Genomic DNA, 26,257 nt, shown 5'->3' with positions numbered 1-26,257 from the left:
TTTCTCTTCAGAATAGAAAGAGAAAAGTGCGATACCTCACCTTTTTGGCCCCGCCGACTGGTTAGCGTACGTAGATAACATTAAATTAAAACAATGTTTCATTTTTATGGTGGAGATAGCTATGTCTGCGCAACCTGTATTAACCGGCGTATGGTGTCCATCAGTGACGCCCTTTGACAGCAACAATAATCTGGATATGGATGCGCTCGGGCGACACTTTTCACGTCTCAGTCAATCGGGTATTGATACCCTGCTGTTGATGGGCAGCATTGGCGAGTTTGCATCGCTTACTCAGCAGGAGCGGCTATTACTGATACGCGAAGCGAGACAACTTTCGCCGCTGACGATGGTGGCCAATGTCTCAAGCACCTGCATCCCGGATATGTTGCAGCTAGCAAATGCCGCCTGGCAAAGCGGGTTTGATGCTGTGATGGTGTTACCCCCCTATTATTATGGGCAGACACAGAAACAGCTGCTGAGCTATTTCAAAGCTCTGGATAAACAGTTAGGCGGCAAATGGTTTGCCTATAATTTTCCTGCACGCACCGGCTGCGATTTAACGCCTAACCTGGTGGCGGAACTGGCGGCAGAGTTGCCTAATTTTATCGGTATTAAAGACACTATGGATTGTTTGTCGCACAACCGTGCGTTAATTGAAGAAACGAAAAAGGTGCGCAGCGATTTCACCGTGCTTTCCGGCTACGACGAATATTTACTGCCCAATCTTTTAGCGGGCGGATCCGGGGTGATTTCAGGATTGAATAATATTGTGCCCGAACTGTTTGCTCGCGCGATGCAGGCCTGGCGCGCGGACGATTTAGCACAGCTCTGTGAGATCCAACAGCACATCGGAAAACTGATGGCGATTTACAGCATTGGTGATGATTTTGTTACCACCATTAAAACTGCCGTTGCTCGCCGATTTGGCTCCATGAACGCTTACTCGCGCAATTATGGTGGCGAGCTGACAGCGGAACAGTGCGAGGACGTGGATCGTTTGCTGAGTTGAAACAGGCAGGACGGCGCAGTGCCGTCCTGTCATTAGTTCTTTTTCACAAACTCAGATTTGAGTTTCATCGGACCAAAGCCATCAATTTTGCAATCAATATTATGATCGCCTTCGACTAAGCGAATGCTTTTTACTTTGGTACCAATTTTCAGCGTGGACGAGCTGCCTTTAACCTTAAGATCTTTGACCACGGTAACGCTATCGCCATCCACTAACAGGTTGCCATTCGCATCGCGGACCACTAAAGCCTCCGCTGCATCATCGGCATTTGCGGTCCAGATATGTCCACAAGATGGGCAATTCAGGTTATCGCCATCTTGCCAGGTGTAATCAGCCTGGCAGACAGGGCAAGCAGGTACGGTACTCATAAGCGCTCCTCAGAAGTCGGATGCGGTGAAGATGGCACCGCAAAAGGGGCGCCATCTTATACCCATACACTTTACATGGACAGCATTAAAACATGTTGCCCTGGCGCGCTTTCGCGACGGCTTCACCCAGCTGCCACACCGCCATGGCATAGTGCGTACTGTGGTTATAGCGCGTGATGGCGTAAAAGTTAGGCAGGCCATACCAATATTGATAACTGGTGCCGAGATCTAAACGCAATAAGCTAACCTGATTGTTTCCGTCCAGGGAGCCCTGCGGCGTTAAACCACTTGCGGCTAATGTGCTTACCGGGTAGCGGGTTTTAAAACCATTCTCAAGTGCCGGAGCCTGACCGCTGGCGGGCACCGCTACGTTTTCGCCCGCACGCCAGCCATGTTCTTTGAAGTAATTAGCTACGCTGCCAATCGCATCAACCGGATCCCAAAGATTGATATGTCCGTCGCCATTAAAGTCGACGGCATACTCTTTATATGAAGACGGCATAAACTGCCCATAGCCCATCGCCCCGGCAAATGAGCCGCGTAGATCCAGCGGATCATCTTGTTCTGTGCGCGCCATCAGCAGGAAGGTCTCCAGTTCGCTGCTAAAGTAGGCCGCACGACGTGGATAGCTGAATGACAGCGTTGCTAGTGCATCTAGCAGACGCGTTTTACCCATCACCCTGCCCCAACGTGTTTCCACGCCAATAATGCCGACAATGATTTCTGGCGGTACGCCGTAAACCTGCTGGGCGCGTTGGAGCGCATCCTGATACTGATTCCAGAATGCCACGCCATTCTGCACGTTATCCGGCGTAATGAATTTATTGCGATAGCGTATCCACGCGCCATTTGGACCGGTTGGCGGCGTATAGCTCGGGGCCTGCTGATCCATCAGACGTAACACGTAATCCAATCGCTTCGCCTGGCCAATAACGGCATGCAGTTGTTCACGGTTAAAGCCATGTTTTGCCACCATTTGGTCGATAAACTGCTCGGCGGCAGGGTTACCGGCAAAATCGCCAAACATGGGTTGAACAGCATGTGAAGGCTCAAGTAAGAAACCGCCTTTTGGTGCAGGAACAACGGCGGGTTGCTGATGGGATGCAGGCTTACTGCTGCAGGCAGCGAGCAGAATAATAAGCGGGAGAAGAGCAACCTTAAAACGCATTGGATATCCATAAGCCAAGTGAAAACGTAATCACTAATGGTAATCGTTCATCGGAGAGGGATACAGAGCTATGTCTTAAAAAGGTGTCATTTTTTCGCCGTTTTAGAGGATTGCAATAATCATGTATGCCATATCCGCGATTCTTGCTACCTCGAGCAGGAAGAGCTGATTTTTTTACACTCAAAACTTAAGCATTTTCCCACGCAAACCCAGGACATCCCCCTGTTGCCGCTAAAACGGAAAAGAATTTAAACTATCTACAGCGGCAGCCTTAAAATATTACAGGCAATTATCTTCAACAGCACTCAGCGCTGATTTTAGAATGAAGAGTGTAGCAATAGCAGATTTATGCGCGGCAAAAAGAATAGTATTTAATGTCACTTTTGTTTTTGGAAGTAACATTTAAAAAATCAAAAAAATGATAGGTAAGAAGGATAACCAGGGAACAAAATGAAAACGAGAATCTCACTGTTCTATTTTATTCTGGTGACATTATTAATAATCTCAGACTCAGCTTTAGCCGTTTGTAAATGGATGCCCGGCCACACCGGACCGGTAAAAACCTCAGTAAATTTTGGTGATATATATGTCCCCCGCGACGCACCGGTTGGGCACATTGTTGCGTCTGAGTATGTAGCAGGTTCAAAGAATAATGTGTTTGTATGCACTACGGCGTGGATCTGGGGAGGAAGAACTGTGCTTTTCAATACGCTTAGCTCTTATGGCAATCGGGTATTCAATACTAACATTAACGGTATTGGGATCAGAATTAAGCAGTCAGGACACGATGGATGGGCATATCCTTTTGAAGAAAATGGTGAGGCAGACACTCCGTTCTATTTACAAAGTTACCTGGTTGAACTAGTCAAAACGAGTGCTAACTCGGTTGGAGCAGGTGAAATTACAACGGGGGAAATTGGTCGGGCGCTGAGTGTGACTGATCCAAGATATTACACCTCATTATCCTTAACCGGCAGCAATAAAATCATTCCTGTTGCTTGCAGCGTAAAAAACACCGTAATTGATGTCAAACTCGCTAATGTAAGTAGTTTAGACTTTAAGGGCGTTGGAACCACAGCAAAACCGAAAGGGTTTAATATTGACCTCGACTGTGATGAAAATGTCAGAGTCAGCGTTACGCTTGATGGCCCCATCGCTGGTCCAGCTAGTGTCTTAGCCTTAAATGCAGGTGAAGATCAGGCGAAAGGGATTGGCATTCAGTTATTAAAAGGTACAACACCTATAAAATTGGGTTCGCCAGTAGATTTCGGCACGGTGACTAGAGCGGGAAACTTTAGTGTGCCTTTGATTGCTCGCTATTATCAGCTCAGCGACCCTATTGATGGCGGAACCGCCAATGCCAACGCAACATTTACTATGGCCTATAATTGAGGCGACCAAACCCCAAGCAAGATTACTATCCTCCCACTTTTTGCGTTACCTGCCGGGAAAGATACAACAACTAGCCCATTTTGATAGGTAAGTCATTCACCTCTACTCCCGTTCCGAAGTGATTGCTTAGACAAGCGTGTAATCTTGCGAGCCGCCTCGCGTGCGTGACCAAAACTAGCAAAATCCGATGCATTTCCGGTGGTTACTCTGTTAACGTCTTTCCCGCTGGATATGCATCGAGAGAAGGGCCAGGCCGTTTGGGTAACACATCCCTCTATCCTCAATCCCGCTGGTGAAACTCAGTTGTTGTCAGTGATAAGATACGGCTAATGGTAATCATTTCTGGTTTGATGTTAACCGGTCGCATTTTGACCGCAGTCGGCCATGATGATGATTTTCACTTACTTTTGCCTCCATCCGTTCAGCACCACCAGGCACTCTTCTGCAAAGTAACCTGGATACTTTAGAGATAAAATTTCGATTTTAGGAAGTTAAATCAAAAGCTTATGGTTAGCCATTACGTGCACCTGAAATCAATAAAACAAGTTAGGGTATTATGAAAGAGTCTATTGACAAGGATCTGGCCATCCACACGCCCATGATGCAGCAGTATTAAGAATGAGTTGATAACTAAATGATTATAAAAAAAATAAATGGAGGTAATTACTGCTGAGCTACCTAAGGAATACTTATTTTGAATGGATTTTGCTAAGAAAAACTTCAAACAGTGCAAAATAAACCCTAAAACTCATGTTTTATGTTAAGAGACATAATGCTTACAGGGTATAAAGAGTCTTCAAAATATATATCAGATCCTTTTTCTGATACTTACATCTTCTTCACTAACAACAATCGATTTTATTTTAATCTTTTCTTCTTCAGCAATCTTTTTTTCTATAATACCTCTAACTTTATCAATATCTACATCGAATACTAAAGAAGATAAGAACCACCAATCAACACTTTTATATTCGGCAAGTTCGGTCAATTCAAAACCATGAACAATAGTAAAAAGCTTTAAACACTCTTCCGAGTTGTAAAAATCTCTGAGCATGATATAAACAACATCCTCAGCAGGGTACATTTCATAGTCCTCAATTATATTGATTTTCTCAAGGAATGCCTGCAAATCATTATGAATCTTTGCTAAAAACACCTTAGCACCTTCTAAGGATAAACTTTCTTTTTCTAAAGCTATTTCACCTTTCATTTAACTCTCCTTTTTTATTTTTATTTAACACAAATTATAAACATGTCAATACTATAATTGTCATCTGAAAATTATCATTACTTAAAATAGTTGAAATTTATTTTATTCTCACTTAGTAAGAACTACCCCTATCAAAAAGCTAAAAATTTCAGAAAGGAATTTTTAAGGCAAATATTAATAGTTTTTAAATCAACCACCTGAAAATTTGCCAAAAAAAATCACTTATAAATCAAACTCACAAAAATATCTATTTCTTTGCAAAGTTCCTTAGGGCATTCTAAAGGTAAGAGATGCCCACAATCTTCTATAATTTTAAAAGAATAAGGATTGAAGTACACCAAAGTCCTTTTGATTTGTTCGGTGATATTAGGAACACTTCTATCATCATTACCAATTATTAACTTAACTGGTAATTTAACTTTATCAAAGACACCTTCATAATCCTCCTGACTTCCATTATCAGCCCATTTATGAAATGCTTTACAGTCAGCTCGTAGGGTGTCTTCAATAGCGAGTTCTTTTAATTCCGGTTTCAACGGCTGTGAACATGCACCGTCTACAAATGCTTTGGCTTCTTCTGAACTTCCCGTCCATTCTTTCTGTTGCAGGTATTGCTGGACAGTCATAGGCTGTGGAGTAAGTGGTGATGGAGCAACGAGAATAAGTCCACTAATTGCATCGGGGAACTGTAAAGAAATAATGGCCGCGATTTTACCAGACATTGAGTGACCAATCAGGAACGGTTTTTTTATCTTAAGATCACGAATATTTTCCCACACAGTTTTAGCCTGCGATTGAATACTCATATCTTTTAAGGCCCCAGAGTTACCAAAACCGGGCATATCAAAAGCAATACAATCGTAATCATGTTTGAGATTGTTAATTGCAGGAGTCCAGGTGTTAGCAGAACCACCAAGATAATGCATAAAAACTAATGTCGGTCCTTCCTGATTCCCCTGACGAGTGAAGCTAAGCATTTGTAACCTCTTACTGAACCTGTTTTTTTAATTTCTAATTAGACAGAGAAATTTTAGTCTAAACTTAGAACAAAGCAATGTTCAGTCAAACATATAATCTGTTAATTAATATTAACCATGTTTTGAAAATTCATTTTTTAGGGAGCAGACATTGGACAATGATAACTACCTTCAGAACATATACACTAATCGTTCTCAGGAAACTATTCATGAATGGTTACTGGAACTAGAAAATCACTTTAATGAAAAGGGTGTGATGTTCTATCCTGAAAAACTGTTAGCTCTGACAAGTGGTATTCAGCCCGAATTAAACCCGCAAATAAAAGCACTGTTATCTGATGTTAAATTACTCGTTGATAATGATCCGTTAGCAGAGGTTATGAGCGAAGAAAATTTTCACATGACTTTCCTCGCTATAACTCAGTCCATCTATGAAGCCTATAATGACATTTCTGAAATTGCCGATCTGACAGAACGGTTCAGCCTTACCATAAGAAATAACGAGCTTAAAGTGAAAGAGCTTCAGCTTGTAGCATTGCCTAATCAGTTATTATTGGCTGGAATCCCTGATAGTAACTCAATCAACCTGCGAAAAATATTTTGGGATGATCTTATGAGTTCTGACTGGCAGTTAAAGTTACAGGATCGATATCTGGGTAAAGCCCTACCCCCTGACTTCTGGCATACGACTATATTGAGATATAAATCTAATAAATTGCCACCACTCATTAGAGAGTATTTCCTTTCACACTCAGAAAAAAGATATGGTGAAATTGAAGGTAAAATCAAACTTGTGCTGACTCGATATGACTGGGACAAGCCTGTAAATATTATTTAGTTGAAAAAATATTAATGATGAGGATCGTAGTGAGATCCTCATCACACAAACTACAGCCATAGCAATAAAGTCCATATCTTGAGAGACAGTTGCCCTAATCCTGCCTGAAACCCCTGAGTAAGCTTGAGCACTATTACATGCTGTATGAGCGGAGCTTAATGATGTCTCATGTAAATCAGACAGTCACCTACGATAGTGACCATCAATCAAAAGTCAGAAGAATGAATCTCTTTGTATCCATTTCTGCTGCTCTCGCAGGGCTTCTTTTTGGACTGGATATAGGGGTAATCTCAGGTGCCCTGCCTTTCATCACAAAACATTTTCAGTTAACCAGTCATGAACAGGAATGGGTTGTCAGCAGTATGATGCTGGGAGCCGCGATTGGAGCAATTTGCAACGGCTGGGTTTCGCATCGTCTGGGAAGAAAATACAGCCTTATGGCTGGAGCCATCCTCTTCATTGTGGGATCACTTGGTTCTGCATTCGCAAACAGTGTCGAAGTTCTTCTTACATTCAGGGTTCTGCTCGGGCTGGCCGTTGGCATTGCTTCCTATACAGCCCCACTCTACCTGTCAGAGATGGCAACAGAGAATGTTCGCGGAAAAATGATCAGTCTTTATCAGCTCATGATCACTTTTGGAATTGTCGTAGCTTTCCTGTCGGATACTGCATTCAGTTACAGTGGCAACTGGCGAGCAATGCTTGGAGTTCTCGCTATACCAGCGGTTATTCTTTTCGTTATGGTGATATTCCTGCCTAACAGTCCCCGCTGGCTGGCTTCTAAAGGCTTGCATGTAGAAGCGGAAGAAGTACTCAGAATGCTCAGAGACACATCTGAGAAAGCACGACAGGAGCTGAATGAGATAAGGGAAAGCCTCCGTATGAAGCAGGGAGGGTTTGCACTTTTCAGGAAGAACAGCAATGTGAGACGAGCCGTTTATCTCGGTATGTTGCTACAGGGTATGCAACAGTTTACGGGTATGAACATTATCATGTATTACGCCCCTCAGATTTTTAAAATGGCTGGCTTCCAGAGCACTCAAGAGCAAATGATTGCGACCATTGTCGTGGGTCTGACCTTCATGTTCGCCACCTTCATTGCAGTTTTCACCGTTGATAAAACAGGAAGGAAGCCAATCCTGAAGATAGGATTTAGTGTAATGGCCTTCGCCACAATGGTTTTGGGATACTGTCTGATGAAAGCGGGTCAGGGAGAAATCAGTACGGGTCTGTCATGGGTGTCAGTGGGTATGACGATGTTATGCATCGGTGGTTATGCTATGAGCGCGGCTCCTGTGGTCTGGATACTGTGTTCTGAGATACAACCCCTGAAATGCCGGGACTTTGGGATTACCTGTTCAACCACGATGAACTGGGTTGCAAACATGATTATCGGTGCGACCTTCCTTTCACTTCTGGGTAGCATAGGTCCGGCAGGGACATTCTGGCTCTATACAGGGTTCAATCTGGTCTTCATCGTGATAACTTTTCTGCTCGTCCCTGAAACTAAAGGGGTTACTCTTGAGCACATTGAAAAAAATCTGATGTCTGGTAAGAAGCTTCGCGATCTGGGACAGTAAGTTTAAACCTAATAAAAGCCAGTCATTCATTGCTGGCTTTTATCTTTTCCAAAATATAATTTTTGAAAATTTATAGTCTTTTTCTACAATCATCACACTCACCATTTTCAGGATTCAATATACTACTTACCTTATTCTTTTCTTCCTTAACTCTTCTCCTAACCAACATATCCTCAAGGGTGTTATCAAAATTAGAATCAAGCAATTCTTCTACGATCCAATGCTCAATCTCGCCATTTTTTCCGGTATAATAAATTGATAAATCGAAGTTATTTATTATGAATAGTGCTTTTTCAGCAAAGCTAAGTTCAAAATGTTTCAAAAATAACTCAATCACTATATTTCCACTTGGAAAGTCTAAGAAATTGTCACTTACCCCCCTTTCACTTAATAATTGTGATGTAGTCTCTCCAAGCCTAACCACTACCTCTTTTATATCATCATCTGTGACTTCTGTCTTATCCATTTCAATCCCTCTCTTTGATTTAATGCTATATAATTTTTTATCTGATTTTAAAATAAAGTCAAACTCGCCACATTTATTAAAGGCTAAGAAGAACGAGGTTTAAGAATTTATAAAGTAGCATTTTACTTTATATTCATAGATACTTCTCCTAAGAAGAAAGTGAGGTATCCAATTTTAATTCATCAATTGGTCTTATTGATTTCTATACTTAATATTAATCAAGCATGTTTTCAGAAAACCTTTTTTATTAACTCTTTCATAATGTGACTCTAATCTTAAAATCTCAAATTAGTGATTCATGCTTAAAAGATGGATTTCTATAAATTCATCTTGTTTCATACTATCCTGACTCCCTTCCACTCAAGCACTTACACTCAAAGAGAAGCTATTAGATGGACCATTCACATATACCTGGCGAGGAGAAAAAAAGAGTTGCAACCGATAGAAAATTGATCAATTTTTAACCAATAGTTTTTTTGCTGTTCCATCAAGGAACTTAAATGACTGATAAAACTGATTACATTCATAAGCTTAAGGTTGCCCAGTATCTACGGATGTCTACAAACCTCCAAGAGTTTTCGCTGGATAATCAAGCCCAATTCATCAAAAAGTATGCTGATACGCACAATATGGAAATCATACATACCTATGACGATGCAGGTAAGAGTGGTGTAACTACTACTGGAAGGCATGACTTTAATAAACTTGTTAATGATGTTCTGACAAAGGTTATTAATATCGATGCAGTCCTTGTATACGATGTAAGTCGTTTTGGTCGATTCAAGGATCCCCAAGAAGGCATTTACTATAAATATCTCCTTAAAATGAATAATGTGAATGTCATCTATTGTGCCGAAAACCTCCCGGAAAATAGTGAAACTGAAACATTCATACTTTCTTCACTTATGTACGCAGCGGGAGCCTTAAGTAAAAACCTTTCAATAAAGGTATTTGCAGGACATGTTAACCTGGTGAAAAGAGGATACTATCAAGGAGGAAAACCCGGATATGGGCTTAAAAGAAAGTTACTTGATAATAATAATAAACCAAAGATGATACTCGCTCATGGCGAGAGAAAGAGCCTTCAAACAGACAGAATAGTTCTCACTCCTGGAACAAAAAAAGAAATTGAGCTGATAAAAAAGATTTTTAATATGTTCATTTTTGACGGATTAAATGAGTATCTTATCGCTTCACGACTTAATCAGGAGGGGTATAGATTCAGCGATAAAACAGAATGGACAAGAGGTCGAATTCACTCCGTTCTTATCAATAGCAGATATACAGGCAAATACACATACAACCGAACGTCACAAAAGTTAAAGACAAAAAAGGTTAGCAACCCTGAAGATGAATGGATTGAGTATAGTTCCTTTTTCAAACCAATCATTTCAGAAGAAAAATTTAAATTAGCTAAGGAAATAATTGATAATCGTTCTATAAAAATGAGCAATGAAAAAATCCTTGATTGTTTGAGAAAAATTCTTTCCAAGCATGGAAAAATATCAGGCTTTATTATAGATGAGGAGGATGGTAGTCCATCAAGCAGTGTAATTGCAAACCGCTTTGGAGGTCTTCTTAATGCATATAAATTAATAGATTACACCCCTGATCGAGATTATCAATACTTAGAGATAAACTCTTACCTACGAAAAAAACACGGTGATATTGTTAACAAAATACAAAATGAAATTCTAAGTAGTGAAGTGAACATACTTGAAAATAAACTGGTTTCAATTAATAAATCTTTAAGCTTCTCCATAGTGCTTTCACGATGTAAAAAAGTAGGTTTAAACAAGCATAGATGGATAGTGCGATTGGACAGAAGTCTAAATCCAGAAATTAGTATCATTGCAAGAATGAACAGTCTCAACACAGAGCCTGTTGATTACTACATATTACCGTCATTAGATTTTTTTGAAAATGAATTAAAACTCAAAGATAACAATAACCTTTTGTTCGAAATGTATCGTTTTGATGATATCAAACCATTCTTTAATATGCTATCAACTGATAATAAGGATGTAATATAAATGCAAGATCAAAATGTTCACATGGTTAAAATATCTTCTATTAAGGTGGTGATCCCTCGGTCGAGGAACAAATTTCGTCATGCAGAAATAACTGAAAGCATTGATGCAAGCGGGCTAAGGAAACCAATAACGATTCGAAGGATCGTTGATAAAAAATACGACTTCGCACTTATTTGCGGTCAGGGCCGACTTGAATCGTTGACTGCATTGGGTGAGGAGTTAATTCCCGCTTTTATATTGGATATAGACGAAAACCAGGCTTACATCATGAGTTTGGTCGAAAACATGGCCCGAGTAATTCCTAGAGCAGGGGAACAGTTTCAACGAATAAAAGAAATGGCTGAACAAGGTTTAACTAATAAGGAGATATCAAGCTCTACCGGCCTATCTTTACACTGGATTACAAGCTTAACCATGCTTATTAATAAAGGTGAAAACAAACTTTTATCGGCTGTTGAATCAGGATGCATACCTATATCTTTTGCGGTAGAGATTGCAAGAGTGGACTTCGAGGGTGGTCAAGAACTATTGCTAAAAGCTTTTGACGAAGGTCTGATAAAGCATAAAGATGTTGGTAAAATTCGCGAAATTCTCGACTCGCGTGATGAAGGTCTTAAAGGTTTCATTAATAATAATTTTGGAGTTGCTAAGAAAAAGAAGAAGATGACTACTGATGAATTGCAGCAACTTTATCAGGACAATATCTCTCAACATAAAAAAATTAAAAATAAAGCTGAATATGTAGAGATTAAATTACTGGTTACAAGTCAGATTTTCAAAGAACTTACCAGCAATGAGAATTTTTCTAAAATAGTAGACGAAGAGAGTTTACAAGATGTAGTCAAAGTTATAGTTAAAAATACCACTAATTGAGGTGTAACATGATAAAATACTGTTTCAATGATAAATCAGTTAGTTTCAAACTTACCGACCTAACTTACACAAAAAAGCTACCTGTAAATTTTCAAATAAGTAAGAAATTCACACAAATAAAAAGCACTATATTAGCCATCGGCTTAGTAGAACCAATACTTGTCTTCATTGATCAAACAGACAACTCTGTGAAGATTCTCGATGGTCACCTTAGGGTTGAGGCCCTTAAAGACTTAGGCGAAGATAAAGTTAACTGTCTTATTTCGACCACATACGATACTTACACACCAAATAAAAAAGTCAACCGGATAACAATTATACAGATTCAACGAATGCTAAAAGAAGCAGTAAGAGTAGGAGTTCCTGTTGAAATGCTTTGCACCGCATTAAATATAAGTATTGAGTCTCTGAAATCTAACCTGTCAGTTTTAAAGGGGATCTGCCCGGAAGTGATAGATTTGTTTAACGATAAAGATATCCCAGTTAATACTTTTAGAACATTAAAAAAAATGGTTCCTTTAAGACAGATAGAATGTGCGAACCTGATGGTAAAGTTTGAAAATTATTCAACCCTATTTTCAGAATCGCTATATCACAGTTCCTCTCCTGAATACCTTATACAGCTCCCAAAAAAGAAATCAGACTCAAAACTTGCGAACAGGAAAGCGATAGAACGACTTGAGAAAGAAATGGCTCAAGTTCATTTTGACACTCAAAAAATCAAAGAAACCTACGGCTCGAATAGTTTAAAGCTCACGATTATCATATCTCATATTAAGAAACTGCTTGAGAACCCAAAAGTTTTTCATTGGCTTCTGAGAAATAAAAGCGATTACTTGAATGAGCTGACAGAAATCTCCGACATTAACAAACTAACTTAAAGCTTGTTTTTTTGTGGCTTACATAATTTCCTTTTGTAAATATTAGGATCTACATCTATTTTGCAGATCCTGACTTCGTAACCAAAATTTCTAATACTCTTGTGAAAGTTTTTTAAATTGATTTTTGAAAACAAAGGCAAATCTTCAGGCAGTTTTTTGTTCGTAGCTATGGCGAAAACTAGTTTATAATTTTTGGCATCAGGTCGCTTTACATGATCAGCTAATTTTATATGGTCAGGAAGCTTCTCATTAAGTTTCCCACGGAACTCTGAATCGCTTATAAAAAGTTCAGAACCGACAAATCCTTGTGAGAAAAGGTGGCTCATACTTTGTGAACCACTATAATATTTCACATGAATAAAATCTGATGCATCTTTTATAAGGTCGCAAAATTCAATTTTACTTTTTCCTCCACCATGATGAATAAATTTTTGATCCATATGTGTAAATGATGTGTCACCAAGACAAACATTTTTATTGTAATCTTCTTCTCTTTTATAAGAGTATACCGGAAACTTATCAGACTCCTCATAATGTAGAATCTTTTTCATCTCATCATCAATGGTTGTTACGAATTTTCTATCGGCAACATACCATATCGAGTCTCTTAAAATATAGTTCTGGTCGCCCTCTTTTATCTCAGCATAAAAGCATCTATATAGGGACCATTTTTTTATGGATTCAAAATCGGCATTCAAAACATGCAGGCAATTTTTTTTAAGATCGTCAATAGTTATCTCTGTATTTTTACTGTCGAAAAAATCACAAACTTGTTCTACTGACAAGTTTTCATGTACAAATCGTTGTCTCTTCTCGAAGCAATAACCTATTTGATTTTCCCAGTCAACTATTTCAGGCTCTCCAATCCATACATCATCAAATTCTCTTGATTTTATTTTCTCAATTAAAATGAGATCCAATATTTCAATTTCTTCTTCGTCGGCTTCTTTAATATTATTAACCCACTCGAATTCTTCAGGAAGTGGTAAAAGATAAATAGAATTTATTTTAGATAACAATTCGGGAATAGCTTTCAATTCAATATCAGGCATAATTACAAAAGCATCTTTTCCAGTTATTTTATTTCCTAAAACATCTTCAGTGGAAGTGCCCGTGAGGGTCGTGAGAATATCCATCTCAGAATCTATTTTAAGATTATATATATCGACTTCTTTACTACTCTGACTACGGGTTAAAAGATTGGTTTCGTTATGACTACCTTTATCCAGGCTACGGATTTTTTTATGTTCAATACATTTAAGGGTTGTTTTCAGTCCAAAACCTTTGACAATGCAACTATCATTAATTAAGTGATGACCAGTTCCAAACGGAATAAGATACCTTGAGTTATCAACCTCAACCACCAGTACTGCTCCAGTGCTACTATTCATACCAAAAAAATCGGGCTTTATGTCTGCCTTTTGGCTTGTAAATAAAGTAGTCCATTCAGGTAGCACTGGGTCAGAAATTTGCTTTGCAAAGAGGTATGCTCTTGCATCATCCATTTCAAATTCAATAGGTTTTTGGACTTTTTCCAAATTCAAAACCTGATCAATGTCATCATTAATTTTTTTTGTTTTATAAATTGAAAGTTTTATCTTCATTATATTTACTCCCAATGTCTTATCGGGCCAGTATATTTAAGGAGTTCAATAGCTGAGTGTCTAATGTTTCTCTTACTGGAGTAGGCAATCCATTCGCAACCCTATAATTCTTAATTGCTGTCCTTGTGGCTGGCCCCATGCTCCCGTCAATATTACCGTTGTAAAAACCTTTATCGAGCAAGGCGAACTGCACTCTCATGATTAACCGCTTACGTTTTTCTGTATCAGCAGTCAGCCCACTACTTGCACGGTTGGCACCTGTGGTTCCTGCTGAGCTTGTTGTAGTTGAGCTATCCGTGTCATTAGAACGAAGCGAACGGACTGAGGAGGAGGAGGACGACGAACGAGTTCCTGAACTGGATGAGTCTGAAGTGCTTGGCGAGCTGTATGTTTTGGGATAGTAAGGAGTGCTTCCGCCATAGTAACCACCGCCTGATGAGGAACGGTGTGAGCTGTGGCTACGGTGAGAACTGTGACTTCTGTGTCCTGCAATGTAGAACGGCACTTCGGTGTTGAGCGGGGCTATCACCAAATCATGTTCGTTCAGGGTCATGCCAGGTAAATCACTGGCACCAGTAGATGAATCACTTGCCCATACAGAGTTATTAAGAGCCAAAAATCCAGGAAGCAGAGCCGCGAAATTAAACTTTTTCATATTATTGGTCTCGGAGGTTGATGAAAACGGCCTTTTGACGAACTGAAATAACCAGTACAGGAAGACTTCTGAGTGCATTCATCACATTCTTTGGGATAGTAATTTTTCCAGTCTGAGATGGACTGTGTAGCAAAATCCCATGCCCTTTCAGGAAGGTGACACAGTGGATAATTGAAGATGGTAAGAGGGATACCTGACCTGTGTGCAGTGTCTACAGCCGAAAGGATTTGTTCGCTGTAGTTGTCGTGCTCTATAAAGATTGATGACCAGTTTTTACGGGCCCATCCAATCGACTCAAGTCCCATCAGGGAGATCTGGTTAATGTTCGAGAACACACGACCAGCAAACTCTACTATGTCATCAAGCTCTTTGAAGTTCGCCTGAGTAGGGATGACTCTCAGTTCTATGTTGATCCCTGAGTTACCGGCATTGATCATTCCCCTGACTGTTTCATCAAATGCTCCCTCGCTTCCGACAAGGTAGTCGTGCACTGATGCTCTTGAGGAATAAAGCGGTATCCCAAACGTGATTTTGATCTTCTCGCTTCTTTCTTTCATCTGCTGGGTAAAGCTGACATCCGCAAATTTCCGTCCGTTGGTAAGAACATGCAGTGCTGTGTCAGGGGAATTTTCGATTATGAAGTCCAGAAAATGCAGGAAGTCTTCGCCATAGAGCAAAGGCTCTCCCCCGCTCACTCCCACTACTCCATTCAGAGAAAAGGAAGCTATAGCCAGAGCTGACTTGTTAAGAAGCCAGTCATCGTTTCCAGCTTTAGGAGGCTGAGAACAAAACAGGCAACTGTTGTTGCACCTTTCAGTGACAAGGACAGTGTTGTGGTTTGCTCTACGGGACAGTATCACCCGGAGCATGTTTCCGTTGTTCACAATCCCAATGTCACCATTTTCAATGGAATCGAAAAGTTCCTGGCTCACAATCGAGTCTGCAAAATATGCAGGCAGTCTGGAATCGAGTTGTGTTGAAGTGACAAGCAAATTTGGCAGATAGAATTGAGGATTCTCGGGCTTGGTTTTACACAGGCAATAGAAGCCTTGCTGAACGGGTAAATCTGATGAAAACCGGAAAATATCGTTTCTCAGCACCTCAGACATAAGCCCACCTTTTGAGCATCTCAGCCATTGGTCCATCCTGAGAGATTTCATTCAGGAGGAAGCGGAACATCCCCTTGTGATACTGGCAGAAGGTTGATCGACTCTTATCTCCAACAGGCTCCCCATGAACACTGATGTTCTGGCAAGGATCTGCTCCACAGAAAGGCTGATAAGCGCAGGTGTCACAACCTGGCATGGCGAAGTTGAATGATGATGAGAGAGCGGAACGGTAGTATTCGTTGCTACTGAATGAGAGTGAGGCAAACTCTCCGGCACTGAAATCTGCTTCGGGATTTACTTTCTGGAGCATACGGCTTTCGTCACTACCGTAGACCTTACCGTCATAGTTGAACAGGATGCAGTTCAGCACTACTCCGCTTGGTGATTTCAGATCTGCATAACCACTGAAACCCGGATTGAAAATCCGCTTTAGATGGATTGAAGCCGAATGCTCAACGACAGGTATGCCCTTCTGGTTCTGAAGCAACACTTCCTGCATTAACTTTTTATAAAACTCAAAATATTCAGGCATTGAAAAAGCAAAGCTCTGCTTCTGAGCAAACCCGTAGGGACTTACAGGCCGGATAAACATGTCAGTGATGCCAAGAGACAGATGAGCATCCACTATGGAAGCTGGCTCTTTTGTCAGCTCCTTAGTAACTGTGGTTACCGTAGCTACCCGGTTTGCTCCCAGCTCTTCTGTGATTTTTCTAATGCCCGTGACGGCTTTGTTGTGAGCCTGATAATCGGTAAGGATACGGTTTTTATTGTGGACAGCTTCATTACCATCAAGAGAAGCGGAGAAGGTGATATTCCGTTCTTTCACCCATGAGAGAATGCCTTCATCCAGTATTGAGAGACTGGTAGCAATAACCATTTCGAAAGCATCACTACCTAACGAACTCACACACTCATCATAAATTGACTGGACGAGATCGAACCTGAGAAGCGGTTCTCCGCCCTGCACTTCAATCTTGTAAGGTGGGATGCCCAGCTTCTTAATGGTGCTTACGATTTGTGGTATCAGTTTTGGATTCAGATCGTAACCATCAGCGGTGACCGATGCTCTGCTGACCTGGCAATACTTGCAAGTGTGATCGCACCTGAGAGTCGGCACTATCATGAAGATTGGACGGACGGCCAGTTCATTCATCAGTCGTTTGGCAAAGGCTGAACTCAGAGAAGCTTTTGAAACTGCCTGAGTTGCATCGTCAGCAATGAACAATCGGCTTTCAAGTAGTCGGGAGGTGGTTTGCTCTGGAGGAAAGCTGTTATCGGCAAGTAAGCTCAGTTCTTCGTTATTAACGAAGCTGTGAAAGCCAGCAAGGTTGCTGATGAAGACTTTGCCATTGCTCAGGCGGTCAAAGTTGAATGGCATAGTGTTCATTGAGAGAGTCTCGAATCAATACTCCTCAGAACATTATCGATGATAGAAGACCTGACTTGGCCGGTTTGTGCCTGAAGCTTCTCTCTAAGTTTGTAATCATTCAGAAGTCGCTCAAACTCGAACTCAACCCCGTCATTCCAGTCATCGAACGAGACGAGCCAGTACTCATTGTCTTCATCCAGCTTCCAGCGGGTGACAGTGCTCATCCAATAGAGACTACTCCTCACCACCCACTCAGAATGCACTGTTTTATCTATATTTTTTTCAATCACATCATCACCAATAAAGTAAAATGCAAAATACAGAATTTTCTTTCGCTATAGTGAAAAAACCACACAGCAAGCTTAGAAATAAGATAATAACCGATTGATTTATGTTAACTTTTATTTTTTAGTAGGATATTTCTTAATTTATCTTAACCATTAAAATTAAAATGTAAATATTTTTTATAAATTACTGTGCATTATTTTTACATGATTTAATTTTTTTCAGGATGTGAAGCTCAACCGAGAAAAATACAACCAGTTGTTTTTATTGGTTTTTTTTATTAAGTTTTATTTTTGCTAGGCAACCTACTAATTAATGTAACTTCTGAGTGAATAATCGTAAGCAGTGTTAGAAGTTCATTTTACAATCACTTTTCAACCTTAAAAATAGAAAGAGATAACGTCTTATCCAACTGAAAATCAACCAGAAAAATAAAAAAACCTTTAATTTCAAAGAAATAATATTACTCTTAGTTTTTTTGCTAATTTTTAATAAACATGTTGATTTAATCGTTTTATTACATTAAGTTAATTAATGATTGCGTATTAGATTACAATCTTGTCGAGAGAAAAATAGCATGAGTAAAGAAAAAAATACTGCCACATCTATCGAACCCTCCAAAAACGAAATTAAACCAAGATTACCATACGACTTGATTTTACTGTTTTTAATACTATCAGGTGGTTGGTTATTTGGTGAAATGATGATCAAGAATCCTAAATTCATTTCTTTATCTGAAAGCTTCAAAAATTTACCAGATTACATAAGCATTCTCCCTGCATTTTCGGGTGGACTATTTATAACAGCTTTATTTCTTTATCGAGGAAAATCTATAAAATCTCTAAATGATTGTGTTTTATTTTCTACATCTGCATATGCCTTATATCTTTTTTTATTCGACACTTCCCTTTATGATAAAACCAAAAATATAACCGAAGTATTGGTCGATCCTCTATTATTTTACTCAAAGATATCTATATTAATTTGCACTATTGGCAAAACCATTATCACGTTTAGTGAGTTCATCACTGAATGGACAAAAGAAGACGCAGAATCACGAAAGAAAAAAGATATAAAGAATGAAGATAACCAAAGGAATATACCAATTAAAATTATTGATCAAACTACTGCTGGCTTATTAGAAAAAAAAACAGTAATTTCTCCCATCATGTTGGAAGGTAACCCTGTAACACCCATCATTGCACTAGATTCTTTCCCAAAAAACGAACTCGATAATTTATCCTTTGATTATGCAATTGAGCATTCAAAAGATGGTATGGTTTTACATGAAAAAATATCCGTATCTCTATCTAATAAAAAAAACAAGAGTATAAGTGGCGAGTCCATTACCTCACATTCGAATAAATACGGAAAAGTAAACAATATTCTGTCGATTCTATACGTCCCCCCTTCAAAAAAATCAATTATTGTTTCACTTGTAACCATTGCGATTTTGCTATCAGCATCTCCTTTCATTTATGTGGTTATTCATCGTTAGGCATAACCCTTGAACACATATAAGCAACTATTATTATAACAGCTGTTATGTCCATCATTACCATGCCACGTATATATTCAGGCGAAAAAAAAGTAACAATTATATTTATAAGGACCACTATCAATGTAAAAATTATCATTAAACCTCCGAATTAATTAAATAACATCTAATATCAATATAATAATAAATAATTTTGTCAAGATTTGAAGAGAATAATATTGTGAAAAAGCAAGGGCTAACTGAGCGATGCTCAGTTGCCTTGCTTTTTCCGCCCTTCGGTTGAAAAAGAAAGATCAAAGCCACCCCGCAATCAAATGCCAAACCATTGACACCATTGTTCTTTATGGTATTTATTATATATAGCATATGGGTTTGCTATTAAGCCTAAATATCAAAAGGAGTTGATATGGAAAAATTAAATATTATTTTCGATGATGAGTTTCCTTCTTCGTTTACCAATGTTCCTATCGCAAAGAAGCTACCACCCAATCGTCGTCGCAGTTACTCAGTAACTGTAAGATTAAATGAAGTTGAGCTGAGTCAAGTAAACCAGTCCAGAGGACAGCTAAGCAGGAGCTGTTGGCTGAGATCTTCAGCTCTCAAACAATTGCCTCCCTCAGTTCCAGAGGTAAACAAAGAAGCCTGGCATCAACTGACGGCTTCTCTGCAAAAATTGAATGACCTCGGTTCATATCTCATTCGTCGCGGAACTGATGCTCAGCCTTTGAGTAATGAGGTAGATACTCTCAAGCTAAAGCTGTCTCATGTGAGAAATGCCCTGCTCTCACTCGATAAGTGATGCTCTGCTCGTGAAAGGAATGCAGAAAATCCGCAGGGGTAAGAGCTTCAAAGGTGTCGTCTCATATGTACTTGCCCCAGCACCTCATCACAAGACAGATCCCATGATAATCGGCGGTAACATGATTGGCTTATCTGTCGTTGAGCTGACTGTTGAGTTCATGCGAACACATAAGCTCCGCCCAGATGTGCAGAAACCTGTCTGGCACAACTCCCTTCGCCTTCCTATAGGAGAATCAATCAGTAATGAGCAGTGGAAGCTTGTTGCTGACGACTACATGAAGCGAATGGGCTTCTGTGACACTCATCTTCGTTGTTATGTCCTACACGATGATGAGGCCGGCCAGCACATACATATAATTGCTTCTCGCATAAACGTTTTAGCAGATGGCCTGTTTTACTTGGGTAGGAACGAGAACCTTAAGAGCACTCGTATCATTCAGGAACTTGAGCGAGACCATAATCTTACTCGGACTAAAGGTCTATCTCTTCCTTCAACACCCAAAGTCAGGAAAACTGGCAGGAATGAAGAAATGATGGAAGCAAGGACAGGCAACAAAGCACCAAAAAAAATCATCCAGGAAGCAATTGAGGCGGTGCTCAGTTTCTATGGCACCATCACCATTGAAGATTTTGTTTATGAACTCAGCAAGCTAAAGATAACAGCCAAAGCGAGCATTGCTTCTACGGGTAAAATGAATGGCTTCTCATTTGAGTATGCAGGAATCGCCTTCAAAGCATCTCAGTTAGGTAAAGCCTACTCATGGTCGAGCCTGAGTAAGAGGGTTATCCTCACCGCTGCTGTCGAGCCTCAGAAGATAGCTGATACAGAGTTGCCTGAAGAGGAGTTAGTAGCAGTGGAAAGAGTGACGGACATAGAAGACGAGCCTGTGTTCCACTCCCCTGCTATTCCACATATTGAGGAGACGAATACTAAACAGGTTCGCTGGCTACTATGGGTCCCATACCTGAAACAGATTATCCAAGCCTTGAAAGCAACGGGTCTGAGTATTCTTAAGCCGTCAATCAAGATGAAACCTTTCCACATCGTTACTCCCACCCAAAACACTGGCGATAAAAAATCACTCGCAATCATCAAAGAAAGCACCACCGGGAAAAAAAGATTTTCTATTTGATGCCTCTTAAACCTTCTAGTTATCAGTAGCTTAAAACTAAACATTAAGTCAAATACGCTTTATATCCTTATTAATAATCATATTGATAGGAAAAACCGATCGATCGTTTTTACAGATCAATTTTTATATCATGATAGTTTATAACTATCAAAAAGATCTGATCGATCGGTACAAATGATTTGCTAGACACTCATTACTGGCCGTAATGTAACTTCAAACGAAGCGATATAGCTCACTGATTTATCAGCAAAATAAACTGAAGGATCAGTGCGATCTGAATACAACGAAACGATACCGGATGGTCTTATGACAACAATGACTGAAGTTAAGCAGCCTAATTTCCTAATGATGAAACGAGTATGGATTGCCATCGCTCTGCCAATTGTCATCTTCTACTTCTTGGGTATGAGAGGATTAGTGCAACTCGCTATTATTTGGGTTTTCGCAAGCATCATGCTTTTGATGTTTGCTTATAAAAAATTCCGCATCAAAAAGTGGAATGCCAGCACCAGGGACCATTTTGGCGAGCAGGACGGGATGTGGAGCCATGAATTTGGCCCTACTTCAATGAAGCTCGACCAGCACAGAGGACTGATTCATCTCAGGGAAGAGAATAAACATAAGACCTATCCCTTCTCTGCGGTCAAGGAGTGGAGATACAACTTGTCTACCACAAGACAAAGAACAGGCTTGGATAGAGAACTCGACCGCACCCATGACTTCAGAGAATCAGGGTTTTACATCGCAGTAGACGATGTTCAGTATCCAGAATGGCGGGTAATGTTCTTTCCTCAAAAAGGTGACTTCAACTCACAGGAAGGTATCCGTGATACGGAACTGCAACTTAAGCGGTGGATGCACATCTTCGATAAAATCATCAATCGATAAATTTAAAAATGATTACTTATCAATAGATTATAAAAACCAATCTTATGATTGGTTTTTTTTTGGCTCACCACCCTAAAGATTATCTTAACGATCCCGATAAGTTATATGTTTCATCAAATTTTAATAGGGAAATAAAATGTCTGAAGCATTAAACGAAGGTAAAATCATGCAGGCTCTCAATTGGGCTTACGATAAGGCTCTGGATGGAAGCTTACCAGGAACAGATTCAGCCTATGAAATGGCCGAAAGCTATCTTAAAAGTAACGACAGTTTAGCAGAAAAAGTAAAATCATTAATTCGTTGGCAAAATACCAAATCAGCCACTGCTGGATTCATCTCAGGTGTTGGTGGAGTCATCACCCTCCCGGTTGCAATCCCTGCCAGTATAGCTACAGTCATTTACGTCCAAATCCGTATGATTACAGCCATCGCTATCATGGGCGGATATGATGTAAAAGATGATCGTGTAAAAACCATTGTCTATAGCTGCCTTGCTGGAAATGCCGCTAAAGACATACTAAAAAGTACAGGCATCATCATCGGTTCCAAAATGTCTACTCAGTTGATCAAAAGTATTTCAAAGGAAACTATTTTTGCTATCAATAAGCAGGTGGGTTTTAGATTACTAACGAAATTTGGGGAAAAAGGAGCCATAAACTTAGGCAAGATGATACCCGTAGTCGGTGGAATCATAGGCGGTACTTTCGATGGAATTTCAACTAATATTGTTGGAAATGTAGCACGTAAAACCTTCATTGATAGCAGTGCATTGCTAAAGAATTAAAGATTAACAGTTTAGAGCGTCTGATACACGAACGAAAAGCCTTCTAATCTTTCAAAAAAAAGAATAATTGTTGGAAAAATAATCTTTAAAAATACTTTAAAAAAAGATTTGCAACATTTAATCTTTTTTATTAATTATAACAACCTAAAAAACACCTAATATAAAGGATTGTAATCGTGACAAAAAAAAGAATTTATCACAATCAAAATGCGTTAAAAGTCAGACTTAGAGATGAAGAAAAACCCATAACTTTTGTTCTGGGCTCTGCTATTTCAAGAAAAAAAGAAGGCGTTGGTATATGTGATGTTCAAGAAACATCGGCTCTAATCAAAGACGTAATTTCGAAAAGAAACAGAACCTTCGAGTACGAAGAATTTCTATTAGAAAACAGTCTTAATGATGAGTACAAATCTCTCTTTGAATTTATTTCATCAATTCAAGGTCAGAATGGTATAAATGATATTATAAAAAAAATTGTTACTGACAACATTGATCTCAGCACAAATAAACACAGGATACCTACTGCTATCGATGAGTTTACATCTTCAATAGCAAACGGAGAATATAGAGTAGCAAACATCGTTACTACAAACTTTGACACTTTAATTGAAGAATCTTTTGAAGAAAAAAACATTAAGACTAATTGCTTCAGCATGGTTTCAGATTCGCACCTGTCAGAAGGACACAACGATGAATTAAATATATTCCATATTCATGGTGTCTGGAGCAAAAATGATACTATGCACTCGCATAGCCAGTTAAATGTCAAAAGAGAAAAACTGGAAGGTTCTCTACACGAGTTATTTTTAAATACTTCAGTTGTCATAATGGCTTATGGAGGATGGGAGGATAGCTTTACACGTACATTAAGCAATATAGTAAATTTTCCAAATGCTGATTATAAAATTGCATGGTGTTTTTATCCAACTTCAATTGAAACGATAGAAGATAGCTTTGAAAAATGGTTTGATCGGCTATCACCCGCAATCGCACAAGGAAGAATTCAGTTTTTCAAAGGTATCGACTGTTCAGTATTTTTTAAAGATGAGAACTTAGTAGAAGTTCAAAAAAAAAAGTAGTATCTAAAGCAGCAGCTAACATCTCACAGAGCTTTAACTTTTCTCATTTCGATAGAAGAACTCATTATTTGTATACTCGACAAAATGAAAAAAATAAGGCTCTGACTTTTCTAACTGAAAAGCAAAATGTTTTTATTGAGTCAGGTCTTGGTTATGGCTTATCTGATTTCTTATACTCAATAGCAGATGCAATGGATTTTGATGACTCTGCGCTAATTCAGATTGATCTCTCTGAAGTTATATCTAAAAAACAGCTTGAATCCAAGATAAAAACAGATGCTGGAGCAGATATTTCGCAGATAATTTTTCATTATATAAGTCATCACGATGAGAAAATAATTTTACATTTTAAAAACTGCTCGAATGATCTCGACGAAGATGCAGTATCCTATCTACGATCCTTAACAAATCAGATATCATCTACCAACCCAAATTCAATAATAGTTTTCTCCTCTGATGTATTTATCAGGGCATTTAGAGACATTTCAGTCAAGCTCGATAGTCTTTCCTACAATGAAGTATCATTAATACTTAAAAACCGCTTTGAAGAAAGAACTTTCTCTCATGAAGAACTTCACTCTTTTCATACATTATCAGAAGGTATTGTAAAGAAACTTGACCGTATTATATACTACTTGGATGATGCATCTGCACAGGACGTAATTGAAAAAAAATCACTTTTTGTTGGCGTTAGCTATTTTGAAACCATATCTGAAAAAACTTTAAAACAGATAGAAACTTTAAAAACATCCACAAGTGATACTTTAAGTTTCACTCTAATAAAAATACTCTCAATTTTAAAAAATGGGGAGTCATTAAAAAATATTACAAAAAGCAAAATTGGCAGAGATATAGACTTAGATAACATCAAAAAAATTGTTGATATGGGTATAGCAAAAACCATCATGATAGACAATAACACTCACATAGCAAAAATCAATCCTATTGTAAAAGACTATATTATTTCGGGAATGCAAATAGAAGAAATTAATGCTATTTCGAGTGAGTTTTTAAATATAACTATTGTTGAAACTAAAGATGGCTTAAAAATAAACTCTACAAACAGAAGAGTTCTTGAGCAGGGTTATAGCACAGAAGGAGACAATGGATGTTATTTACTTGTTCGAAATATATTCGAATGTAAGCATAATTTAGATAAATTCGTTGACACACCTGAAGAGTATGAGCGCCATCTTCGTCATTTATCACGACTATCAACTTTATCATTAAGATATGTATATGCTTTAAAGAACGCCTGCGTCTATAATGAAGTAATATCTTCTAGCCTTGAACTGCTTGAGGCTTATGGTGATACTCCGCCTCCACATTATTACAAATACTATTTATTTATAGCATCATCATTTCGTATTCTTGGCAAGTATAAAGATGCTAAAACATACTTAGAAAAATGTCTTAATACATGTCCTTCAGATGACAAACCTACCTTATCTGAATGTTACGTTCAGGAACTTTATCTTTTAGAGAAAACAGATGAAGGCAAAGCTATTGAATTAGCAAAAAGGAGAAAGAAAGAATTCAGAACAAGCTCAATAGCACATATTGTATCTGATAGCGTTTTGTCCTTAAATAAGCCAAAACAAGAACGTATTAAATCGCTAACTTCATTAGTTAGAAAATCCAGAAAACTCAACTTCCACACTCTTGCAAATAACATTTCTCTTGACTTGAACAAGGAAAGAAAACCACAGGATAGAATATCATCTCTTGATGAAGTTTTGCATTATGAAACAAGCTCATATAATCAATGCCGTGCACTTCTCGTTAAGTATGAAACGTTCGAAGAAAATAATATGCTTGAAAACATTAAGGATGAAGATATTGCTAAATTGAGAAATGTTTACAACTATCTTTTTAATCAAAGATTTGACCATTTATTTAAACGTTGCCATATTTTGTTATGGAAAATAGCTGAATACCGCAAGAACTTAGATATTATTTTCATGATTTATTATAAAGGACAAACAATATGGATACTTAATAATGACACGGAGTCTGAAGAAGAATATAGTGAACGATTTATTTCACTACTTAACTAAGTAAAATAAGAATTTATGGAGTGATTTAGCTAGCATAATTCACTCCACAGACAAACATCATTTTATGTTAATGATTATGTTATCGCCTGAATCAAGTTAGATTTAACATACCATTATATTAGATAAATACCCCACCACCTGCTTAAGAATATGTTTGAAATATACCTTAGCCTTGACGATGATTGCGAATATTGAAAAAT

Annotated in this window: 24 protein-coding genes; 14 read left to right on the top strand and 10 right to left on the bottom strand. The window is 38.7% G+C overall.

The features are described 5' to 3' along the window. The first annotated feature begins 121 nt into the window (after positions 1-121). Positions 122-1,009, top strand: a complete 888-nt coding sequence (locus AAGR08_RS03515) for a dihydrodipicolinate synthase family protein (RefSeq protein ID WP_097096302.1) — start codon at positions 122-124, stop codon at positions 1,007-1,009. 32 nt (positions 1,010-1,041) lie between these two features. Here the strand turns inward: AAGR08_RS03515 and AAGR08_RS03510 are convergent, their stop codons facing one another. Both AAGR08_RS03510 and mltB read right to left on the bottom strand, forming a co-directional pair. Beyond that, a complete protein-coding gene (locus tag AAGR08_RS03510) occupies positions 1,042-1,377 on the bottom strand; it encodes a zinc ribbon domain-containing protein YjdM (RefSeq protein ID WP_345828553.1) in 336 nt (111 codons plus the stop codon). Positions 1,378-1,462: 85 nt separating this feature from the next. Next, the gene (gene mltB / locus AAGR08_RS03505) at positions 1,463-2,545 is read right to left on the bottom strand and encodes a lytic murein transglycosylase B (RefSeq protein WP_097096300.1); all 1,083 of its coding nucleotides are present in this window, start codon (positions 2,543-2,545) and stop codon (positions 1,463-1,465) included. A 450-nt stretch (positions 2,546-2,995) separates the two neighbouring features. Here mltB and AAGR08_RS03500 point away from each other — a divergent pair, with 450 nt between their 5' ends. After that, a complete protein-coding gene (locus AAGR08_RS03500) occupies positions 2,996-3,937 on the top strand; it encodes a fimbrial protein (RefSeq protein WP_345828552.1) in 942 nt (313 codons plus the stop codon). 808 nt (positions 3,938-4,745) lie between these two features. Here the strand turns inward: AAGR08_RS03500 and AAGR08_RS03495 are convergent. Together AAGR08_RS03495 and AAGR08_RS03490 are read right to left on the bottom strand one after the other, a co-directional pair. Further along, a complete protein-coding gene (locus AAGR08_RS03495) occupies positions 4,746-5,147 on the bottom strand; it encodes a hypothetical protein (RefSeq protein WP_097096298.1) in 402 nt (133 codons plus the stop codon). Between the two features lie 218 nt (positions 5,148-5,365). Continuing rightward, positions 5,366-6,124, bottom strand: coding sequence for an alpha/beta hydrolase (locus tag AAGR08_RS03490; RefSeq protein WP_097096297.1), 759 nt, complete (start codon positions 6,122-6,124; stop codon positions 5,366-5,368). Positions 6,125-6,275: 151 nt separating this feature from the next. Between AAGR08_RS03490 and AAGR08_RS03485 the strand changes: the two genes are divergently transcribed. After that, positions 6,276-6,962 (top strand): hypothetical protein, encoded by a 687-nt coding sequence (locus tag AAGR08_RS03485; RefSeq protein WP_097096296.1) that lies wholly within the window; start codon positions 6,276-6,278, stop codon positions 6,960-6,962. A gap of 161 nt (positions 6,963-7,123) precedes the next feature. Next, positions 7,124-8,542 (top strand): sugar porter family MFS transporter, encoded by a 1,419-nt coding sequence (locus AAGR08_RS03480; protein ID WP_141400271.1) that lies wholly within the window; start codon positions 7,124-7,126, stop codon positions 8,540-8,542. A 70-nt stretch (positions 8,543-8,612) separates the two neighbouring features. Here the strand turns inward: AAGR08_RS03480 and AAGR08_RS03475 are convergent, their stop codons facing one another. Further along, positions 8,613-9,008, bottom strand: coding sequence for a hypothetical protein (locus AAGR08_RS03475; protein WP_097096295.1), 396 nt, complete (start codon positions 9,006-9,008; stop codon positions 8,613-8,615). A gap of 500 nt (positions 9,009-9,508) precedes the next feature. Between AAGR08_RS03475 and AAGR08_RS03470 the strand changes: the two genes are divergently transcribed. From AAGR08_RS03470 to AAGR08_RS03460, 3 genes are read left to right on the top strand one after another with little or no spacing between them, the layout of a single operon-like run. Next, complete coding sequence (locus tag AAGR08_RS03470; RefSeq protein WP_345828549.1) at positions 9,509-11,041, top strand: recombinase family protein; 1,533 nt, start codon at positions 9,509-9,511, stop codon at positions 11,039-11,041. Then, positions 11,042-11,914 (top strand): plasmid partitioning protein RepB C-terminal domain-containing protein, encoded by an 873-nt coding sequence (locus AAGR08_RS03465; protein WP_097096293.1) that lies wholly within the window; start codon positions 11,042-11,044, stop codon positions 11,912-11,914. A gap of 8 nt (positions 11,915-11,922) precedes the next feature. After that, the gene (locus tag AAGR08_RS03460; RefSeq protein WP_097096292.1) at positions 11,923-12,795 is read left to right on the top strand and encodes a plasmid partitioning protein RepB C-terminal domain-containing protein; all 873 of its coding nucleotides are present in this window, start codon (positions 11,923-11,925) and stop codon (positions 12,793-12,795) included. On the opposite strand, the gene AAGR08_RS03455 is transcribed toward AAGR08_RS03460, so the two are convergent. From AAGR08_RS03455 to hxsD, 5 genes are read right to left on the bottom strand one after another with little or no spacing between them, the layout of a single operon-like run. Beyond that, positions 12,792-14,399 (bottom strand): TIGR04141 family sporadically distributed protein, encoded by a 1,608-nt coding sequence (locus AAGR08_RS03455; protein WP_345828547.1) that lies wholly within the window; start codon positions 14,397-14,399, stop codon positions 12,792-12,794. The genes AAGR08_RS03460 and AAGR08_RS03455 overlap by 4 nt on opposite strands. 19 nt (positions 14,400-14,418) lie before the next feature. Beyond that, on the bottom strand, positions 14,419-15,054 hold the full coding sequence (gene hxsA / locus AAGR08_RS03450) for a His-Xaa-Ser repeat protein HxsA (RefSeq protein ID WP_097096290.1): 636 nt from the start codon (positions 15,052-15,054) through the stop codon (positions 14,419-14,421). After that, positions 15,051-16,163: a His-Xaa-Ser system radical SAM maturase HxsC gene (hxsC, locus tag AAGR08_RS03445; protein WP_345828545.1), complete on the bottom strand. Its 1,113-nt coding sequence runs from the start codon at positions 16,161-16,163 to the stop codon at positions 15,051-15,053. The genes hxsA and hxsC overlap by 4 nt, the downstream gene beginning before the upstream one ends. After that, positions 16,156-17,550, bottom strand: a complete 1,395-nt coding sequence (gene hxsB / locus AAGR08_RS03440; protein ID WP_097096288.1) for a His-Xaa-Ser system radical SAM maturase HxsB — start codon at positions 17,548-17,550, stop codon at positions 16,156-16,158. The genes hxsC and hxsB overlap by 8 nt, the downstream gene beginning before the upstream one ends. Then, on the bottom strand, positions 17,547-17,822 hold the full coding sequence (gene hxsD / locus AAGR08_RS03435; protein ID WP_097096287.1) for a His-Xaa-Ser system protein HxsD: 276 nt from the start codon (positions 17,820-17,822) through the stop codon (positions 17,547-17,549). Before hxsD ends, hxsB begins: the two co-directional genes overlap by 4 nt. A gap of 572 nt (positions 17,823-18,394) precedes the next feature. Between hxsD and AAGR08_RS03430 the strand changes: the two genes are divergently transcribed. From AAGR08_RS03430 to AAGR08_RS03400, 7 genes are all read left to right on the top strand, one after another. Beyond that, positions 18,395-19,315 (top strand): hypothetical protein, encoded by a 921-nt coding sequence (locus tag AAGR08_RS03430; protein WP_097096286.1) that lies wholly within the window; start codon positions 18,395-18,397, stop codon positions 19,313-19,315. A gap of 406 nt (positions 19,316-19,721) precedes the next feature. Continuing rightward, positions 19,722-20,114: a hypothetical protein gene (locus tag AAGR08_RS03425; RefSeq protein ID WP_097096285.1), complete on the top strand. Its 393-nt coding sequence runs from the start codon at positions 19,722-19,724 to the stop codon at positions 20,112-20,114. A 10-nt stretch (positions 20,115-20,124) separates the two neighbouring features. After that, a complete protein-coding gene (locus tag AAGR08_RS03420; RefSeq protein WP_097097658.1) occupies positions 20,125-21,249 on the top strand; it encodes a relaxase/mobilization nuclease domain-containing protein in 1,125 nt (374 codons plus the stop codon). 306 nt (positions 21,250-21,555) lie between these two features. Continuing rightward, positions 21,556-22,137 carry a DUF4755 domain-containing protein gene (locus AAGR08_RS03415; RefSeq protein WP_097096284.1) on the top strand — a complete coding sequence of 194 codons (582 nt, stop codon included), beginning with the start codon at positions 21,556-21,558 and terminating at the stop codon, positions 22,135-22,137. A gap of 136 nt (positions 22,138-22,273) precedes the next feature. Next, positions 22,274-22,921, top strand: a complete 648-nt coding sequence (locus AAGR08_RS03410; protein ID WP_097096283.1) for an EcsC family protein — start codon at positions 22,274-22,276, stop codon at positions 22,919-22,921. Between the two features lie 176 nt (positions 22,922-23,097). Beyond that, entirely contained in the window at positions 23,098-24,000 is a 903-nt protein-coding gene (locus AAGR08_RS03405) for an SIR2 family protein (RefSeq protein WP_176519153.1), read from the top strand. A gap of 68 nt (positions 24,001-24,068) precedes the next feature. After that, positions 24,069-26,057, top strand: coding sequence for a hypothetical protein (locus AAGR08_RS03400; protein WP_345828540.1), 1,989 nt, complete (start codon positions 24,069-24,071; stop codon positions 26,055-26,057). Positions 26,058-26,257: the final 200 nt, after the last annotated feature.

The organism is Pantoea sp. BRR-3P (assembly GCF_039621635.1).
Classification (GTDB): Bacteria; Pseudomonadota; Gammaproteobacteria; order Enterobacterales; family Enterobacteriaceae; genus Pantoea; species Pantoea floridensis.
Note: the sequence above shows the minus strand (reverse complement) of the source record. Positions and strands in the feature narration are given on the sequence as shown.

Coding starts and splice junctions, on each gene's coding strand:
- AAGR08_RS03515 (WP_097096302.1), top strand. CDS start 122: ATGTCTGCGCAACCTGTATTAACCGGCGTATGGTGTCCATCAGTGACG.
- AAGR08_RS03510 (WP_345828553.1), bottom strand. CDS start 1,377: ATGAGTACCGTACCTGCTTGCCCTGTCTGCCAGGCTGATTACACCTGG.
- mltB (WP_097096300.1), bottom strand. CDS start 2,545: ATGCGTTTTAAGGTTGCTCTTCTCCCGCTTATTATTCTGCTCGCTGCC.
- AAGR08_RS03500 (WP_345828552.1), top strand. CDS start 2,996: ATGAAAACGAGAATCTCACTGTTCTATTTTATTCTGGTGACATTATTA.
- AAGR08_RS03495 (WP_097096298.1), bottom strand. CDS start 5,147: ATGAAAGGTGAAATAGCTTTAGAAAAAGAAAGTTTATCCTTAGAAGGT.
- AAGR08_RS03490 (WP_097096297.1), bottom strand. CDS start 6,124: ATGCTTAGCTTCACTCGTCAGGGGAATCAGGAAGGACCGACATTAGTT.
- AAGR08_RS03480 (WP_141400271.1), top strand. CDS start 7,124: ATGTCTCATGTAAATCAGACAGTCACCTACGATAGTGACCATCAATCA.
- AAGR08_RS03475 (WP_097096295.1), bottom strand. CDS start 9,008: ATGGATAAGACAGAAGTCACAGATGATGATATAAAAGAGGTAGTGGTT.
- AAGR08_RS03470 (WP_345828549.1), top strand. CDS start 9,509: ATGACTGATAAAACTGATTACATTCATAAGCTTAAGGTTGCCCAGTAT.
- AAGR08_RS03465 (WP_097096293.1), top strand. CDS start 11,042: ATGCAAGATCAAAATGTTCACATGGTTAAAATATCTTCTATTAAGGTG.
- AAGR08_RS03460 (WP_097096292.1), top strand. CDS start 11,923: ATGATAAAATACTGTTTCAATGATAAATCAGTTAGTTTCAAACTTACC.
- AAGR08_RS03455 (WP_345828547.1), bottom strand. CDS start 14,399: ATGAAGATAAAACTTTCAATTTATAAAACAAAAAAAATTAATGATGAC.
- hxsA (WP_097096290.1), bottom strand. CDS start 15,054: ATGAAAAAGTTTAATTTCGCGGCTCTGCTTCCTGGATTTTTGGCTCTT.
- hxsC (WP_345828545.1), bottom strand. CDS start 16,163: ATGTCTGAGGTGCTGAGAAACGATATTTTCCGGTTTTCATCAGATTTA.
- hxsB (WP_097096288.1), bottom strand. CDS start 17,550: ATGAACACTATGCCATTCAACTTTGACCGCCTGAGCAATGGCAAAGTC.
- AAGR08_RS03430 (WP_097096286.1), top strand. CDS start 18,395: ATGAGTAAAGAAAAAAATACTGCCACATCTATCGAACCCTCCAAAAAC.
- AAGR08_RS03425 (WP_097096285.1), top strand. CDS start 19,722: ATGGAAAAATTAAATATTATTTTCGATGATGAGTTTCCTTCTTCGTTT.
- AAGR08_RS03415 (WP_097096284.1), top strand. CDS start 21,556: ATGACAACAATGACTGAAGTTAAGCAGCCTAATTTCCTAATGATGAAA.
- AAGR08_RS03410 (WP_097096283.1), top strand. CDS start 22,274: ATGTCTGAAGCATTAAACGAAGGTAAAATCATGCAGGCTCTCAATTGG.